This is a genomic window from Pseudomonas helleri (genome assembly GCF_001043025.1).
In the GTDB taxonomy this organism is placed as follows: Bacteria; Pseudomonadota; Gammaproteobacteria; order Pseudomonadales; family Pseudomonadaceae; genus Aquipseudomonas; species Aquipseudomonas helleri.
In genome coordinates this window covers 129,068-145,346 of record NZ_JYLD01000005.1, presented here as the reverse complement: position 1 = coordinate 145,346, position 16,279 = coordinate 129,068, and the positions used below count along the sequence as shown (strand labels likewise).

At 55.2% G+C, this 16,279-nt stretch carries 10 protein-coding genes; all 10 read right to left on the bottom strand.

Features of this window, described 5'->3' with window-relative positions:
* Nucleotides 1–69: 69 nt before the first annotated feature.
* The 10 genes from TU84_RS26280 to bcsQ all read right to left on the bottom strand — a co-directional run bounded on the left by TU84_RS26280 (nucleotide 70) and on the right by bcsQ (nucleotide 15,600).
* A complete protein-coding gene (locus TU84_RS26280) occupies nucleotides 70–240 on the bottom strand; it encodes a hypothetical protein (protein WP_164488141.1) in 171 nt (56 codons plus the stop codon).
* Nucleotides 241–427: 187 nt separating this feature from the next.
* The gene (locus tag TU84_RS10035) at nucleotides 428–1,570 is read right to left on the bottom strand and encodes an alginate O-acetyltransferase AlgX-related protein (RefSeq protein ID WP_048369093.1); all 1,143 of its coding nucleotides are present in this window, start codon (nucleotides 1,568–1,570) and stop codon (nucleotides 428–430) included.
* An 11-nt stretch (nucleotides 1,571–1,581) separates the two neighbouring features.
* Nucleotides 1,582–2,997, bottom strand: coding sequence for an MBOAT family O-acyltransferase (locus TU84_RS10030; protein WP_048368900.1), 1,416 nt, complete (start codon nucleotides 2,995–2,997; stop codon nucleotides 1,582–1,584).
* 18 nt (nucleotides 2,998–3,015) lie between these two features.
* Nucleotides 3,016–3,669, bottom strand: a complete 654-nt coding sequence (locus tag TU84_RS10025) for an alginate O-acetyltransferase AlgF (RefSeq protein ID WP_048368899.1) — start codon at nucleotides 3,667–3,669, stop codon at nucleotides 3,016–3,018.
* Between the two features lie 17 nt (nucleotides 3,670–3,686).
* On the bottom strand, nucleotides 3,687–4,352 hold the full coding sequence (locus tag TU84_RS10020; protein WP_048368898.1) for an SGNH/GDSL hydrolase family protein: 666 nt from the start codon (nucleotides 4,350–4,352) through the stop codon (nucleotides 3,687–3,689).
* Between the two features lie 16 nt (nucleotides 4,353–4,368).
* Nucleotides 4,369–8,301, bottom strand: coding sequence for a cellulose biosynthesis protein BcsC (locus TU84_RS10015; RefSeq protein WP_048368897.1), 3,933 nt, complete (start codon nucleotides 8,299–8,301; stop codon nucleotides 4,369–4,371).
* Nucleotides 8,277–9,515: a cellulose synthase complex periplasmic endoglucanase BcsZ gene (bcsZ, locus tag TU84_RS10010; RefSeq protein ID WP_082148660.1), complete on the bottom strand. Its 1,239-nt coding sequence runs from the start codon at nucleotides 9,513–9,515 to the stop codon at nucleotides 8,277–8,279. The genes TU84_RS10015 and bcsZ overlap by 25 nt, the downstream gene beginning before the upstream one ends.
* A 6-nt stretch (nucleotides 9,516–9,521) precedes the next feature.
* Nucleotides 9,522–11,810: a cellulose biosynthesis cyclic di-GMP-binding regulatory protein BcsB gene (gene bcsB, locus TU84_RS10005; RefSeq protein ID WP_048368896.1), complete on the bottom strand. Its 2,289-nt coding sequence runs from the start codon at nucleotides 11,808–11,810 to the stop codon at nucleotides 9,522–9,524.
* Nucleotides 11,810–14,032 carry a UDP-forming cellulose synthase catalytic subunit gene (bcsA, locus tag TU84_RS10000; RefSeq protein ID WP_048368895.1) on the bottom strand — a complete coding sequence of 741 codons (2,223 nt, stop codon included), beginning with the start codon at nucleotides 14,030–14,032 and terminating at the stop codon, nucleotides 11,810–11,812. Before bcsA ends, bcsB begins: the two co-directional genes overlap by 1 nt.
* Nucleotides 14,032–15,600 carry a cellulose biosynthesis protein BcsQ gene (gene bcsQ / locus TU84_RS09995; RefSeq protein WP_048368894.1) on the bottom strand — a complete coding sequence of 523 codons (1,569 nt, stop codon included), beginning with the start codon at nucleotides 15,598–15,600 and terminating at the stop codon, nucleotides 14,032–14,034. Before bcsQ ends, bcsA begins: the two co-directional genes overlap by 1 nt.
* Nucleotides 15,601–16,279 lie beyond the last annotated feature (679 nt).

Below are 16,279 nucleotides of genomic sequence, written 5' to 3'. Positions count from 1 at the left end.
CGTCAACTGCTACGGGGGTTGCGTGCGCCAAGACTACCCAGGCGCTGCGCGAAGTTGAAGAAGTTGGAGTTAGGCGCTCTTACGGGATTTTTTGATGGCTTCTGCCTTTTCGACAACGCTGCGCTGAGAGGCAATTGCCTTGCTTATCACGATGTTGAAGACTTCGCGCTTCTTCTCTATCGATGCGTTGCAGAAAAAATCGGCCAAGGGACTGGGTTTTTCGGCCTTATTGACAGTCATTTTTTTCAGCCTCGAGCGAAGAGCGGTTCACTCGCACAAACTCAAGTGCGACCTCTTCAATTGCAATCTCTTCACTCGTCATCAGATAGCCCGGAGTCTGTTTTGCCAAAGCTAGCACTTGAAGCTACACAGGGTCATGCCCGCTTCTGATTCACCATTTTGCTGAATCGCTGCATTCGCCGCTGTCTTACTTGGCCCACTCAATCAGCTCGTTGTATGGCGTCTGGATGTCGCGCTCGGGGATTTCCCAGATCACCAGTTTGGGCGGAGTGTCTTTGAAAGCCGGGTTGTTGAAGTAGGTGTTCGCACCACCAGAAAACTCGCCGCCATCCTTGGAGAAGTTGCCCACCGGCGCGGCCAGCGCCTGTTGCAGGAAACCCAGGAAGTTGGAGTTACGCGAAAAGGAGGTGCCGATCAGCGCTATGTTGGGCAGGTTGTCGTCGCCAAACAGGTCATCTTCGCTGGCCGCCCCGCTGCTACCTTCGGTCTTTTTCTCGCTGAACTCGCTAGCCGCCACTGTTTCCGGGGCGGGCTGAGCACTTACCGGCAACCAGTCAAGGCCCGCCAGGTGCACCAGGTCACCCGGACGGCGGGCCGGGCTTTGCACTGTGCGCTCGTAGTCTGTGTGCGGGGTGGCGTTGATGCCCATGGCCTGCACGTGCTGGGCAATCGCTTTGGCCGCCGCCGATGAGCCCACTTCGCTCCAGTGAGTGTCAGTGCGCAGAAACGCCTCGGCACCCAGCGGTTGCAGAGTGGGCGCCAGGTCGATGGCCTTGACGCCCGCCTTATTGAGCGCGGCAACCCAGGCCACCGCGCGATCCTGCAATTGCGCCGGGCGACGCAAATCGCACAGTTGTGAAGCGCCAATCCGGCTCTTGTCCGGCACCACCGCCACCAGCAATTGAATCCCGCGCTTGGCCAGGCGCTGTTGAATGTCGACCACCGCTGCCGCTTTGGTGTCGGCGTTGTCTTGGGCGTGACGGTTGATGCGCATTTCGTCGGTCAGGAATAACCATCCGTCACAGCCCGGACGCACCCGCGCGCCGGTGTCATGGAAGGTCAGCCAACTGGCCGCGCGCTCCAGATCGGCGGCGCGTTCAGGCACCGCCGCCATCGATAATTGCTTGGCGATTTTATGGGTGACCTCGCCATGCAGCACTTGGTCCTGGGTGAGGTTGGGCGGCAACAGTTGAACCTTGCCGCTGACCATTAACCAGACAGCCGAGGCAAAGCTTGCCAGCAAAAACGCGGCGAATACCCAGCCGGACAGCTTGCTGATACGGGCCGTGAATTCACTCGGCATAACCGCTTTTGGGGATGAGTCAGGCATGGGCTCGGCCATCAGAACTGGAAGTACAGGAAAGGCACCGCTTCACGGCTCGCGATCAACGCGAACGAGAGCAGAAAACCCGCCACCGGCCACACGGCCGCTATCGGTGCATACAGCGCTGAGCCGCCGAAGCGTTGCTCATACCGGCTTTTAAAGGCCGGCGCGAGGATGCAGGCGATCCCCAGCAAAGCCGCCAGGCCATGGGCCGAACGCAGGGTCACGGCCAGCGCATCACCCAGTGCAAAGTCGTGCAAACCAATCTGCCCGGCGTACATGTTCAACGCCGAATGGAAGTCCGGCGCGCGGAACAACGTCCAGGCCATAAACACAAACAACAGGGTCAAGGTGTGCGCCAGCACCGGCGGGATGCTCGGCAAGGTCGAGCGCGACCACAGGCGGTCCACGCACAATGCAATACCATGCGCAGCGCCCCACAGCAGGTAGTTCCAGCTGTCGCCGCCATGCCACAGACCGGCGATGGCCATGGTCAGGAACAGGTTGCGGTAGGTTTTCCAGGCGCCATTGCGGTTGCCACCCAAGGCGATGTACAGGTAGTCGCGCAACCAGCTGGACAGCGACATGTGCCAGCGCCGCCAGAAGTCCTGAATGCTTCGGGCCAGGTACGGCTGATTGAAGTTTTCCGGGAAGTGAAAGCCCAGCATCAAGCCCAGGCCGATGGCCATGGCGCTGTAACCGGCAAAGTCGAAAAACAGTTGCAGTGAGTACGCCAGGCAGCCGATCCAGGCATCGACAAAAGACGGGTTGTCCAGATGAAACGCCACGTCCACTAACGGCGACAGGGTGTCGGCCACCAGCACCTTCATGCACATGCCGATCATGAAACGGCGAGCACCCAGCGAGAAGTTCTGCCAGTCGAAGTAGCGCTTGACCAGCTCGCGGCGCACCCAGTCGTAACGAATAATCGGCCCTGCAATCGAGTGGCCGAACATCGAAATGTAGGTGGCGTAGTTCACAAAGCTGCGCTCGACCGGCACGGTTTTGCGGTGCACATCCACCAGATAAGAGATCGCCTGCAGCACGATAAACGACAGCCCGGCAGGCAACGCCACGCGCTGCCATTCCAGCGGCATGGCACCCGGGTAGGTGATCCACTCCATCCAGGTGGCCGCAAGGATGTTGGCGTACTTGTACCAGCAGAGCACGGCGGTGTTGAACACGATCAGCGCGACCAACAACCGCACACGACCCTTCGAGTCTTCCCGCGAGCGGTCAATCAGCAGCCCGCCGACCCACGCGACCACGGTCAACGCCATGTGCAACGCGAGAAACATTGGGTTCAGCCAGCCGTAAAACAACCAGCTGCCGATCAACAAAATAACGTTACGCCACTGCGGCTTGCCCAGCGCATAGATGAGCAGGAACGCTGGCAGAAATAACGTCAGAAACTCGAGAGAGGCGAAGACCATGGCGGCGGCAGAATCCGATCAGTGGGATAGAGTGTCCGTTGCGTGCAACAACCGCGGCCCGCTGGCAGACGGCACCAACATCACGCTGTAACGCTCGCCCGCCTTGAGTTGGCCCAGATCCAGCGCAGCGCCTGCATTGGTATTCGCGCACACCAGTTGCACCGACAATTGCACCGGATTGATCAGGCGGCGCTGGGCGGTGTTGACCGGGACAGACTTGAACAACTCAGCGTTACGGCCCGCAGCAAGCAGCGCGGCATCGGCACATGACGCATCGACATTAAAAAACGCCAGCGACGCCTTTAAAGCGTTGAAGTCAGTGTCGGGCTCGCGCACCACCGCCTGTTGAATACCCGCGCCATCCGGCACAGCAAACACCGTGACAAACTCACTGGGCTCGATCTTCAAATCGATGGGCAACTTCTGCCCGCCACTGACCAACGTGCCCTTGACCGGTTTGCTGGAGTCCACGGGAAACAACAGCGACACCGGCTGCGCCGTCTCCAGACGCAGCGGCGCCTGCCCAGGCTGAGCAACCACCTCCAGCGGCGCAGGGCTGGCGTTGACGAAGCGTATGAATGCCGAGTCTGCACTTGGCCCTGTCGGATACAGGGCGAACTCTGCAGCCATTAGCGTCGTACTGACCCCCATCGCTGCAATAGTGGTAAACATGGGAAATAAACGAGTCACTATTTAGCCCCTTTATTGCTGACAGCGTCCGCGGGTAATTTGCCCAACGCCTCACCAATTGCATTAGCCCAGGACTTATAACCGGCCACAGTAAAATGCTGCCCATCTGTAGTGACCCATTGACCGGGCTTGGAGAACTGCAACGAGTCGATATAAGTGCACGGTGCAACGTTGGACGCCAGAAATGCCGACATCAGCTTGGTGCGTGGATCGTTCTTTTTGTACTGGCCGCCCTCCTTACCCCATGCAGGACCTACCCATGCGCACTTGGCACCGTTCGCTGTAATTTCTTTGACCAGATTTGAAACGTTCTGCCATGCCCAGGCCTTCGGAAAAACCGGGTTGTCATAGGAAGCCATCGTATCTCCAATCACCAGCACTACCAGATCAGGCTTGTCAGCAGCAATCAAGTCCTTGATAGGGGTTGTCGTCGCATCGCGTCCCTTGATCACTATTTTGCTATTGCCTTTTTCTTCGGCACCGCAATCGACTTTTTTCGTGACCAGCCAATCCCCGGCACTGGCACCGCAGGCACCAATCGAATGCACATTAGCACCCTGCTGGGTCAAGTTGGCATGCAACGGCTCCATCAAATGGTCCGCCAGACTCATGTGGCTTTCTCCAAGCACCAATAAGGTCATACCAGCAAGAACAGAAGAAGGCATTGAAGGCTCCAGATAATTAATTTGAATAAGGGGAACGGTAAGGACTTACCGGTAGTTCCATCGCACCATTCATGTCCTCAAACATGTAGCGCAGGTACAGTGCGCCTGTGTATTGCTTATAGTCTTGCGCGTTATCCAGTCCCAGGTTGCCACCCAGGAAAAAGTTTGAGCCGAACTTGTATTCCCCAGCCGCACTCAAACTGTAGCCGATGCCGGTTTTGTTCTGGCCTGAATAGCGCTTGCCGCTGGCTGCTTGCAGATTCTTGTCATTCGGGAAGTAGTCCGCAGCATCTTGTTCAAAGTGTTGAACACCCACCGAACCTTTTAGCTGATAAGTCAAACGGTCATTACGCTGAGACCATGTGACCGGTACACCGAGAGCAAAGTAACTCTGGGGGCTGAAATAGCCACCATGCCCATATGTAAAAAAATCCTGATTGTTTTCAAAACTCAAACTGGTAGCACTTAAGCCGAGAGTCAGCTTGGAGTCTTCGACATTTTGCAGATACCAGTACACTCCGCCGCCCAATTCCGTGCGACTGTTGGATTCAACATTGTGTCCAACCAGCTTGTGCCACGAACCATAGCCATAGGCACCGACTTCCTGGTCGTCATAGCTCAACTGCCCGCGCCCGCCGTTGGCTGTAACCCCACCCCATGACTGCCCCGTCCGGCCATCAGTAGTACCGGCAAATGAGGTCACACTATCGACGACAGGGCGCCGAGAGACGTTGACGCCGTATCGAACATTAGAGTTGCTCTCAAGCGGGCGATCGACGCTAACACCACCAGCCATCGTGCTGTACTTGAAGCCCATTGGAGTGGTCCCGATATCGGCTTTGATGCCTTCATCCGGGCGCGCGTAGCCCACACTCACACCCACACCCTGATCGCGCTGCGAGCCAATACCGTCGGCCGATTCGCCACCGCTGCCAAAACGCTCGGCAGCATCAGTGCCTACTCGGCCGGCAGTCAGTGAAACAGGGGTTACGCGAACAGAGTAACGATCATCCCCGACCGGAATATTCACCTCAAGAGGCGCTTCGACGTCTGTTAGCTTACTCAAGCCGGATTCACTGTCATTGCTGCGGATCGTAACGCCTTGGGTTACGTATCCACTGCGTTCCTGCAGGATACTGTCCAAAGCGCGCTGAGCAGAGCTGACTTGCTCTACAGCAACGTTGACCGTCCCTGAAGGCGCAAATGGGTTAGCTGTATCGCCGCCCAGACGAACACCAGGGACCACAGCAACTGTCGAGCCTGCCGGCGCCCTGCTGCGTGTTAACGGGTCGGCATACAGGTCCGCCGGTAACGGCACTGAACTGGACGACGTATATGAGGAGGACTCCAGAAGCGCCTGCGTCGGCGCAGGGATAGTATCCAGCGCTGCGCGCCCCTCTTTAAAACGCTGCGAAGATGTGCCAGCAAAAGGGTTACCAGGTGTATTGGACGTTGCCATCTGAGACGCCAGGCTACGTTTTTGCTCGCTCTGCTCAATGCCTACGGCTTTGCGTAGCAAATCGGTTGCCTTACTGCTTTTACCCATGCTGCGATAAATACGTGCCGCCTGCTCCAATGACTGCGGATCGAAGTTTTGCAGCTTCTCATACTGCTCCAGAGCCCGTTCGGCATAACCGTTGTCATGCGCCAATACAGCTGCATCGGCCGCATTGAGGAGCATCTGCGGATCATTGGGCTGACGCTGCAACAAAGGCTTGTATAACTCGAAAGCTTTGGCATTGTCACCGCTGGTGGCGTACATACGGGCCAGGGCTGAAACAGCACCGACATCATCGGGACGCGAGGCCAGAGCCGGCGCGAGGGTCTCGTAAGCACCCGCCAGGTCACCCGCTTCGCGCAGCAAATCAGCTTGGCGAATCCGATATTGATAAAGCACATCATCGTAGCGTTTGCGGGTGGCAACACTCATACGCTGGTTTTGTAAACCACGCAGGATTGAGTTGACCTGCGCATCATTGCCGGTTTTCAGCAGCAGGTTGGCATACTGCAGCATGAGATCGGCAGACGGGGTTGGCGTCTGATTGATGACGTCACGCATCATGGTCAACGCCCGCTGCGAGTCTCCCGCATCCACATAAGCGGAAGCCAAAGTTGCCATGCGATCAGGGCTGCGGGTGGCCATTGGTTGCAAGCGGTCAAGCAAAGCCAGCGCTTCTTGTCTCTGGCCCCGACGAGCCATCGCAGCTGCAATCTTGATCTGCACTGTCAGCGTTATCTGATCAGCCAACTCGTTCATATCAGCAGTGCGACGACCAACCGGGATTCGGCTGATAGCAGCTTGCGCGGCATCCCACTGCTCCATCTCAACAGACAACAAAGCACTGGTGTAGAGTGCATCGACATCTGTCGGGTGCGCCTTGAGGTAACTGTCGATCAGATCACGCGCTTTCTGAGGTTCGCCGGTCTTAAGGTAAAGCCTTGCCAGGTCAAACCGGGTCCATACGTTATCAGGGTCATCGTTGACCGCTTGCAACAGAGCTTGTTGTGCCCCGCGAGTGTCACCTCGTTGCTCGGCAATTTTTGCCTTCTGAGTAGACCGCAGTGCACGCAAACGCCCTCCCCCGCCAACCTCAGCCTGCTGGGCGGGAGTCAGGGTATCAAGCAGGCGCAGCGCTTCATCAGCCTGGCCTGATTGCGATAGCACATTCACCAAGCCCTGCACAGCCTGGGCATTACCACGCTGCGAGGCCAAAACCTGACGGTAGTTGGACTGCGCGGCATCCAGCTGGCCGTTTTGAGCTTGTACATCTGCTAGCGCCAACCGCGCCTCAAACCCCTTGGGGTTAAGGCGCATCGCTTGTGCAATGCTTTGCTGAGCCTTTGCAGGCTGGTTCTTCGCCTCGCCCCGCGCCTGTTGAAGCAATGCCCAGTAGCGCACGTTGTCGAGTGCCGGTTTCCAGCGTGAGCCACCATTGGCAATAGCTCGGTTGAGCAGTTGCTCAGACTCAGCAAGACGATTCTGTTGCTGGCGAACCACTCCCATGCCGCCAAGTGCGTCGGGGTCGTTAGATTTATTTTTCAAACGAGCAGAAAAAGCTTGCTCTGCACTAGCCTGATCGTTCTTTTCAAGCGCCTGTAATCCACGCGCAACCAATGGATCCGGTTGCCAAGCCACGGGCCGGCTTGCTGCGACGGATTGAGACTTGCCTTTGTTTAATAAATCGCGAATCCCCTGATCATCAGGATGGACTTTCAGAAATTGCTCGAAAAGAGGCACTTGTACTGCGTTCGGCGGTCCCATCCAGACCAATGCGAGACGCCAGCTTTCATCCGCATCACCGCCAATGTCCACTCGAGTCGAGAGTTTCGCTAATGCCCGAATCCCCTCAGCTCGACTGTCTTCATGGCGAACAAGGTGCTTGGCATAAAATAGCGCTAGAATCGGCTCGTCTGGCGTTTCACGCAACAAACGCTCAAAACCTTTGCGCGCTTCGGGCCAACCGGTCGGATTGAAAGCCAGGTTAGTGTAATACTCTCGTCCGACTTGCCCCTCTGGGGTTCGCCCTGCAAAAAGCTTTCGGAACGTTTCGGTTGCCTGATCACGCTGATCACTATCAGCAAAGCGTCGCGCTTCAGCGAGCAATGCAATATTTTTCGGATCAGTAAGGGCAATATCCTGCTCAAGCTGCGCTGCTAGCCAAGGCCGGGGCGACAATGCCTGCAAACGGGCAAGGTATTGTTTCGCCTGCTCAGGCTTGTTCATTTTGAGAGAGACCAGCCCCATGCCATACAGTGCGTCCACTTGCTTGGCATCAAGTCGTAGTACTTTCTCCCACGCCTCAGCAGCGCGTGGGGCATCAGAGCGCGCTTGCCAGTATTGACCCTGCTCGATCAACACTTTTTGCACATCACTGTTTTCAGCATGGGCCGTTGCGCCAATAACAGCAGTCATTAGGCCGATAACTAGCGAGTTTCTGCGCGAACGCATGGCGTCTCCCAAGACATTTTTAATGTTCCATCATCACGAAACTGATAACGCTTTTCTGCCCATCCAAGCGCGAACAGGCTAAGCATAGTGTTGTAATACAACGGTTCGCTGCCTGAGTTTCCACCGTTAAGCAACGCGGCGTTTAGCGACTCTTCTACTCGACGCCGCTGTATATCCGCTAACCAGGGTTGCCCCTTCGCTTCAAAATAGGGGATCAACGCCGCAGAAAACCCGAAAGGCCCTTGCCCCTTGAGTGCCCCGCTCTGGATCTGAACATTCTCAGGTGGGAAACCTGTTGACCCCGTACCAAGAGACATTCCGTTGAGGCTAGACAGGAGTGGCCCCGCCAGCGGATCAGACTTAGGGGTCATACCGGCCCACAAGTAGACTCGGATTGCGTCATAGCTACCGATGTCACCCTTGACCGGATCGACGACAAACAGGCCTTCTTTCGGCCCTGTTGCCCTATAACCGACCCAGTCAGCAACATAGCCTTCAGGACTCGAGGCCTTAACCATTTTCACGGTGTTTTCGGCAACCTCTTTCCACGGACCGTTCGGTGCTTCTTTGGCGAGGCGGCGCAAAAGTGGAATCGGCAAATAACTGGCGTTAAGACGCCAAAGATGATCAGGCTGGACAAACCCCTCAGGGCCGGGAATCACCATTTTGCCCAGCCCAGGAAGACTCATCACCAACTTCGACTCAATAGTTTTCAGCAAGCGCAGAGCATCATCGTGATAATCCGGACGCTGCCATACCCTGGCAGCTTCGAGCAATGAATAAGCCATCCACAAGTCGGCATCAGAGGCTGAATTGGCGTCCTGCAATTGCCACTGTTCATCCTTTCCACGCCCCCACAACCATCCTGGCAAACGGATATTTATGTCAGCACCTGCCAAATTGGCAGTTGTCCATTTCCACAGTGACTCAAATCTTTGAGGATCATTCGCAACCAAGGCAAACAGCATCCCATAGGACTGCCCTTCAGAGGTGCTGTGATTGGGCTCGACGCTTGACTCGAGCATCCGCCCATCATCCTGCACATAACGTGCTGCATAGGCTTGCCACAATGGCCAACTTTCATTCTTGCACACCGAATTACCTGCCAAAGCAGGACTCAAGCTAACGGCAGCAAGAAGACCGCCCAGCCAAGAGAATACGGTGCGTCTACTGCGCGAAAGTGAGTTCAATGCAGAGCTGGAAATAACCTTCATGGCAGATCAGTTACCCAACCGTTTGTTGGCACGTGAACGCAATGCCAGATATGCCATGCCACTAAGCAACACCACGCCCAACCCGGTCAGTATCAATACCCAAATCACATGCCGCGACATGAGCCACTGCAGGTATTTGATTGGGCCCAGGCTGCCGACGTAGTAATCCTCGTCAGCAACCAGCGCCTCGACGGCTTTATCGCGAACCACCACCAGGCTGCCCTGGACCGACTGGTTGTAATCCTCCCCGCCAATCAGGGCATTGGTCGCATCCGCCAGGCCGTCAGGGCCGCCCCCCGCGATCACCACCACACTGCGACCGCTCTTGAGCGGCGACTCAAAGCCCGTCAGGTAAGTGCTGCGCGCACCACCGGAGAACGCCATCGCCAGCTTGGTTTTACGCAAGTTGGCTTCCGGATCCGGGCTGAACCAGTCGCGAACGCGCATCGGCAGGTCAGACAGATGGAATTTCTGCTGGCCATTAGCATCGTAAGCCGGCAGGCGATCGGCCCATAGAGACAGCAACGGCTGGTTGTTACCCGAGGCAAACACCAGCAGGTCTTTATCTGCGGCGCCCGCCACTTTGTCGGCTTCAATCACTTGCACGCCAACCGCCGGGTAACCGGTGGACTGGCCAAAACGGCCGAGGACGGTCAGGAACGCATTCAGTTCAGCAATGCCGGGGTGATCAGGCAGCACCACCGCAGTTTCTGACAGGTCAGCCATGCGGGTGAACGGGAAGCCGGCGTCTTTGAACACGCCCAGGTTAGGCATCGCGATGAAATGGTCGTAACCGGTCAAGTCCAGAGTCGACTCGGGGTCGATGGAGCCGCGCATGTTGTCGATGATGATGTCGCGGCATTCGCCCTGCTTGATGTAATCAAACATGTAGCGCAGTTGCAGGCGTGATTGCAGCGCCACCGAGTTCAGCGGCAAACGCACGTTGGCCTCACGCTCCAAATTGCCATTGTTAGCTTTAAGCGAACTCAACACACTGCTGTCGAGCTTTTCTTCTGATGGCAGGCTCTGTGATTGAATCAACGCTTCATTGAAGCTGATGATAAATGACGAGTTGTTAGATTTCTCTTGCGGTGTGTAACGGTATTTAAGGTCCAGCGGGGCCCCATCATCTCGCCAAGTAAACAAGTCCGGGGGAAAGTTCAATGGCACGACGATATCGCCAGGATTGTAACCGGATACATTAAACTGCTGCTCGGGAAGAAGTTCGCCGAGCTTGACCTTGCGATCTGTTGGCAACCAGTTTGGCGCATCGTAAGGCTTGCGCGGTTGCACTACTGCAAGGCTGTCAATAACCACACTGTTGCCCGACAACGCCTGACTTCCCAAGACCAGTGCTGTGGCTGCGCGCTTGACTTCTGCGCTGTCACGACCAGTGATGAGCAATAATTTGCCATTCGGGTCATTGGGGTTGGTCATGATATTGATGCTAGGGCCCTTGGCTGCTGGCAAGCTCACCCCATCCAGTAGCAGCTCACCCGGTCCGCTAAGCAGAACCACGGCATTACCGCTGGCTGGGATCTGGTTAAAGGTTGACGAAAACCGGGCACCGCGGTAACTGGCCAGCGCACCAAACCAGGACGACAGCGCACCAGCTGCCTCTAATGTGGTGTTGTCCGGTGAAGCTGCGAATACAAATGGCATGTTTAATGGCAACGCGTCACGGCGGTCAAAAAATGGCAGCGGTAAAATCGACAGATCGTTGGGTAATGCCAATGGCGATATATCAAGGCTCAAATTGGTGCTGTTGTTTATCTTGGCCCACAAACTGGTGTGCTGAGGATCCTCGCAACTCATGGTGTAGTGGCCGATAAACTGAAGACTCAATCGATTGAATTCGGTGATCAGATGCGCCGGAATTTCGATTGTCTGCTGCTGGGGCTGTCCGGCCTTGTCTTTAGGCAAAGGTAAGCTCGCTGCCACCTCGTCATTGATCAGCACGTTGATTTGCGACAACTCCGCCAGCAATGCAGGCGAATACGAATACTGCAAATTCAACTTGGCGCCAGTCACAATAGAATCTGCGCGCACATTAAAGCTGACGCTGTCCGTCGAATCTACACCACGCAACGTCATTGGATAATTTCGTCCCAATTGTTTGAGCGTAACGGTGTAGCCCTGTGGGCTGGCCACTGCAGGCGCAACAGAAGTAGCAGGCGCAGCAGCAGTTTCGGCGAATACAGTGCCGCCACTCAACGCCAGCCAGGCGCATGCAATGCCTGCCAGGGTGCGACGCGGGTCGCGCAGATTACTGAAAGCGAAAGACTTTGATTTCATCATTTGTCCATTACGTTTTCTGGAGTGGAGGGGCCGACACGACGACGCTGAAAGAACTGTCGTGCTTCCATGATCGTGGCTTGAAAAAGTGCATGAATACCCCGCCAACCAATGCGGGTAACAGCGCGCAAAGCAGTCAGAGGAGTATCGATTTGGCCATGCCCCCATGTAGAAGCCCAGGTATCAGCACGTGAAAACGTCAGACGAATCAGTTCGCTTTGCTGGCGCAACGTCAAGTGATCAAACTGCAGACCGAGCAAGGAGCCGCGACTGAACACAATGCTTGCCGGGAACACACTGGGATGATCATCTCTATACAACGAAAGCTTGACCCGCGCCCCTTGAGGCACGCTAAAGCCTTCAGGCAAACGCAATCCCATGCCCTTTTGTGAAAAGTCCTGAGTGACGCCCTCTATTGAACGACCATCGTCCAAGGTCAACAACGCCGGCAACTCGGCTGCAACCCGCGGCTCTGAACGCACCTGACGGGTTTCACTGGCTACCGCCACGGCAGCGCTGGTGATGATCAGGTTATAGACCGTCCAAACCAAGTTAATCAGCAAGGTCGTAACAGCACCCTCATCGCCTGTTGCAAGCTGCACAAAACCGAAAATCATGCCTGCAACGTTGAGCGCCAGAAGCACGATATAAGGCCGGGCCAGCTTCCAGTCGAAAAAAGTTTGATCGATGATCCCGCCTTTGTCGGTAACGTTGAAACCACCGAACTTTGGGTTTACGAGCGCCATCAGTACCGGACCCATGATGTACCAGGCCAGGACGGTCTCATACACCTCGTTCCAGAACGAATGACGGTAACGCCCTTGGATAGCCGAGTTGGTCAAACTCGCATGAAAAATGTGCGGCAACGCATACGCCGTGATCATTAACCCTGTTGCATGGAAAATCTGAGCATCGAAAAACAGATATGCCAGTGGCGCAGTCAGGAACACAAGCCGCGGCAAGCCATAGAAAAAGTGCAACATTGCGTTGAGGTAGCATAAGCGCTGCCCCAGTTTGAGACCCTTGCCGAACAACGGGTTATCCGTCCGAAAAATTTGCGCCATCCCTCGCGCCCAACGAATCCGCTGGCTGATATGTCGCGACAGGCTCTCTGTGGCCAAACCGGCTGCTTGAGGAATAGCCAGATAAGCTGTGTTGTAACCGGCACGGTTGAGCTTCAACGCTGTGTGGGCGTCTTCAGTTACGGTTTCTACTGCCACGCCACCAACTTCCAGCAATGGCTCACGGCGCAGCACTGCACAAGAGCCACAGAAGAAGGTTGCGTTCCACAGATCGTTTCCGTCTTGCACCAAGCCGTAAAACAGCTCACCTTCGTTGGGTACAGAGCGGAAGGTGTTGAGGTTTTTCTCGAATGGATCCGGAGAAAAGAAAAAGTGCGGCGTCTGCAGCATCGCAAGCTTGGGGTCCTTGAGAAACCAACCGATACTGATTTGCAGGAACGAGCGTGTTGGCACGTGGTCAGCATCAAAAAATGCCACAAATTCGCCACTAGTGACTTTAAGAGCTTCGTTAAGGTTGCCAGCCTTGGCATGACGGTTGTTGTCACGAGTAATGTAGTTGACATTGATCTGGGCGCAGAACTCGCGGAAGTCCTCACGCCGACCATCGTCGAGTACATGCACGCGAAGCTTGTCCTTGGGCCAGTCAATTGCTTGGGCTGCAAAGATCGTCAGCTTTACGATATCCAGAGATTCGTTATATGACGGGATAAATACATCTACAACGGGCCACTCGCTGGGCGGCCCCTTGATCAAAACCGGTTGACGACGCAATGGCCAGGCTGTTTGCAAGTAACCGAAGACCAACACAACCAGCGCATATAGTTCAGCCAGCACCAACCCATAACCGAAGGCCATGTCGACCCAGCTCTCAAAGCCCAGGGTCGACGTGACGCGCCAATACATGTAGCGCAACGACGCCGTCAATGAAAGGCCGATCAAGATCAGGACCGTAAGGCGACCCGGGATCTTGCGCAAAATCAGCGCCACCATGAAACAGCCCAAACCAAAGATGCACTGCGCATACAACTCAAAAGGCGTAATGATAATAAAGATGGCAAGCAAGCAGCTTAAGAGGGTCACACCTATGCCCAGAGTTCGACGTAATGCCGTCGGCCACCGCTCAATACGATCAGAAAATGCCTGGGCCCAACGCTGCGTGCGTGTAGACGGGGCTCCGGATTCTGGAGTTGTTGTTATCATCAACCTTCAATCCCTTGAACAGGTGTAGCTTCGAATCTGGCCTTTAGCTGTTTTGCGAGATTCAACACGTCTTCACACGCCGGCGAAGGCTCAACCGTTGAAAAAGGGTTTCGTCCATAGGCAAGCGCTTCACCCAAGGTATGATCCAGGGAAATAACCGCCATCAACTGCGCCCCAAGGCGTCGCTTAAGAACCTGGAGCATATCCCGTGAAAACTCACGGCTGGCATCGAACTGATTGACTAAGTAGCTGCAACGTGAATACGCCGGACGAGCATCGCTCTCGCCCAACACGCCATCGATCTGATCCAGGGCGATGAAACTCGACGCATCAGCCGTCGTCACAACAAGTACTTCATCCGCCACATCCAGGGCCTGCATCAATGCCAGGTTGTTGCCGGTCGCTGTATCGATCACCACTACATCGTTTTCATCCAGATTCATGCTGTCTAATTGGCGAGCCAGCCAATGGCGGTCCTCGGTCATGTCCTTAATCAGTGAACTCCGCTCGTCTTCGCTCAATATGCCGTAGGGCAACAGCAAAGCATCGTTAAAAGCGCGTTGCCACCTCTCGCTCCAGTTGAGCCCTGCCATGCTGGAGCTACCGAAACCGGACACGCTGTGTTCGACCCCTAGGTGATATTGCAACGCGTTTTGCGGATCAAGATCGATTGCCAGCGCTCGCCCCCCCTTAAGCCGCAAACTGCTGACCAGACCGGCACTCAGAGTGGTCTTTCCGACCCCACCCTTGAGCGAAATCATCACCACAATGTGCGCCTTGCACTTGGCGGGACGACCACGGGCTGCCGCTTGACGCAACGCTTCCTCAGCTAGGAGTTGTGCCTCTGCCTGACGGGCCAGCACTACTTCAGCGAGCAGGTTGCGCAACTGGCCAGGTGCAGTGACAGGAGGAACTGCTGGCAAAGCCTGCTTTTGTTCTACCAGCAACACATCAGAGCGCCCGGATTCTGACGCTTCTTCGGCCGCAAGCAGTTGGCCAGCAGCCTCTATAGCCGGTCGCTCCTGAGCGATTTCAGACAACAGATTACGCAGTTGGCTTGGCGCAGTAACAGAAGTCACTGCTGAAAACGACTGCTCCTGCGGCGTTCGGAACTCAACTGACTGCTCGAATTCAGCCCCTGTAGCAGACGCCTCAAAACAATCACCAGCATCAATAACTTCTGGCAACGCAGTGGGCTCAGCAGTACTCGAAGTCGGCACTGGTAATGCAGCGGCTTCAACTTCAAGCAGTTCAGACGCGAGACAAGCCTCAACAACCGGCAAGCAATCGCCCACTACGACAGGAGCAGACGATACTGAAGATACTTCATGCAGCGAGGAGTGCACGTCAACCTGCACAGGCTCGATAAGCTCTTCGAGCACTTCAGCTACAGGATCAAGTGGGACGTTACCAGGAACGGGGGCAAGCTCTGAGCCAGACGGCATTTCTTCCTGCTCCTGAGCCGGCTGAGCCTCTTTGAAATCGACCTGACTATCGAACTCGTGATAACTCTCAGCACTTGCTCCGAATCGACCAAAAAGATTCGATATGTCATCTGTACGATTCATAGACATTTCCCGTGACGCTGACTTTCTAAAAAGGACATCCGCAACGCCACTTTATATACATCAAGATAAGCCACCAAAATGATATCGTCAATATTTTGGATAATCCAGCAAAAAAAGCTGCATCACCAAGTTAAAACAACTGGCATCGTCATTTTTTTGGCGTTTTTGGTTTTTCATTACCGACACAATCAAGATCAAACAATCACCAAACGCATCCCGCTCGCTTGAACCCACCAATTGAAGGCCTCACGACAAGTTTTTTAAGCCATGCAATAACTTCACAACCTTTCTAGTGCGCCACAAAAAACGATACCTGACTGACGGATAGCCACTTGAGCAATTGTTGTACCACCCTCTCCATCTCACGTTAACGCCCGCATACTTAGAACAATTCGACCACAATCATTTGAAAAGACTAAAAAACTTTGATTACCGCAGCCTCCAGCTCAAATGAACATCAGCCATCGCGGATACCGCCACCTGTTTGGCATAAATTTTTTTGACCTCCATTTATTGTAGCAGCGCACGGTGAGCCCTCCAGCGCACCAGACCACAGACAACTACCTACCAACCTGCGCACAGATTTCGCCTCAGGTCGCTTAGCGGCCAACTTTGCCCCCCCCACGTAGAATCCAGAGTAATTAGCTATAAGAAGACCACCCGCCTTACCTTCTAAAGC

Coding starts and splice junctions, on each gene's coding strand:
- TU84_RS26280 (WP_164488141.1), bottom strand. CDS start 240: ATGACTGTCAATAAGGCCGAAAAACCCAGTCCCTTGGCCGATTTTTTC.
- TU84_RS10035 (WP_048369093.1), bottom strand. CDS start 1,570: ATGCCTGACTCATCCCCAAAAGCGGTTATGCCGAGTGAATTCACGGCC.
- TU84_RS10030 (WP_048368900.1), bottom strand. CDS start 2,997: ATGGTCTTCGCCTCTCTCGAGTTTCTGACGTTATTTCTGCCAGCGTTC.
- TU84_RS10025 (WP_048368899.1), bottom strand. CDS start 3,669: ATGTTTACCACTATTGCAGCGATGGGGGTCAGTACGACGCTAATGGCT.
- TU84_RS10020 (WP_048368898.1), bottom strand. CDS start 4,352: ATGCCTTCTTCTGTTCTTGCTGGTATGACCTTATTGGTGCTTGGAGAA.
- TU84_RS10015 (WP_048368897.1), bottom strand. CDS start 8,301: ATGCGTTCGCGCAGAAACTCGCTAGTTATCGGCCTAATGACTGCTGTT.
- bcsZ (WP_082148660.1), bottom strand. CDS start 9,515: ATGAAGGTTATTTCCAGCTCTGCATTGAACTCACTTTCGCGCAGTAGA.
- bcsB (WP_048368896.1), bottom strand. CDS start 11,810: ATGAAATCAAAGTCTTTCGCTTTCAGTAATCTGCGCGACCCGCGTCGC.
- bcsA (WP_048368895.1), bottom strand. CDS start 14,032: ATGATAACAACAACTCCAGAATCCGGAGCCCCGTCTACACGCACGCAG.
- bcsQ (WP_048368894.1), bottom strand. CDS start 15,600: ATGAATCGTACAGATGACATATCGAATCTTTTTGGTCGATTCGGAGCA.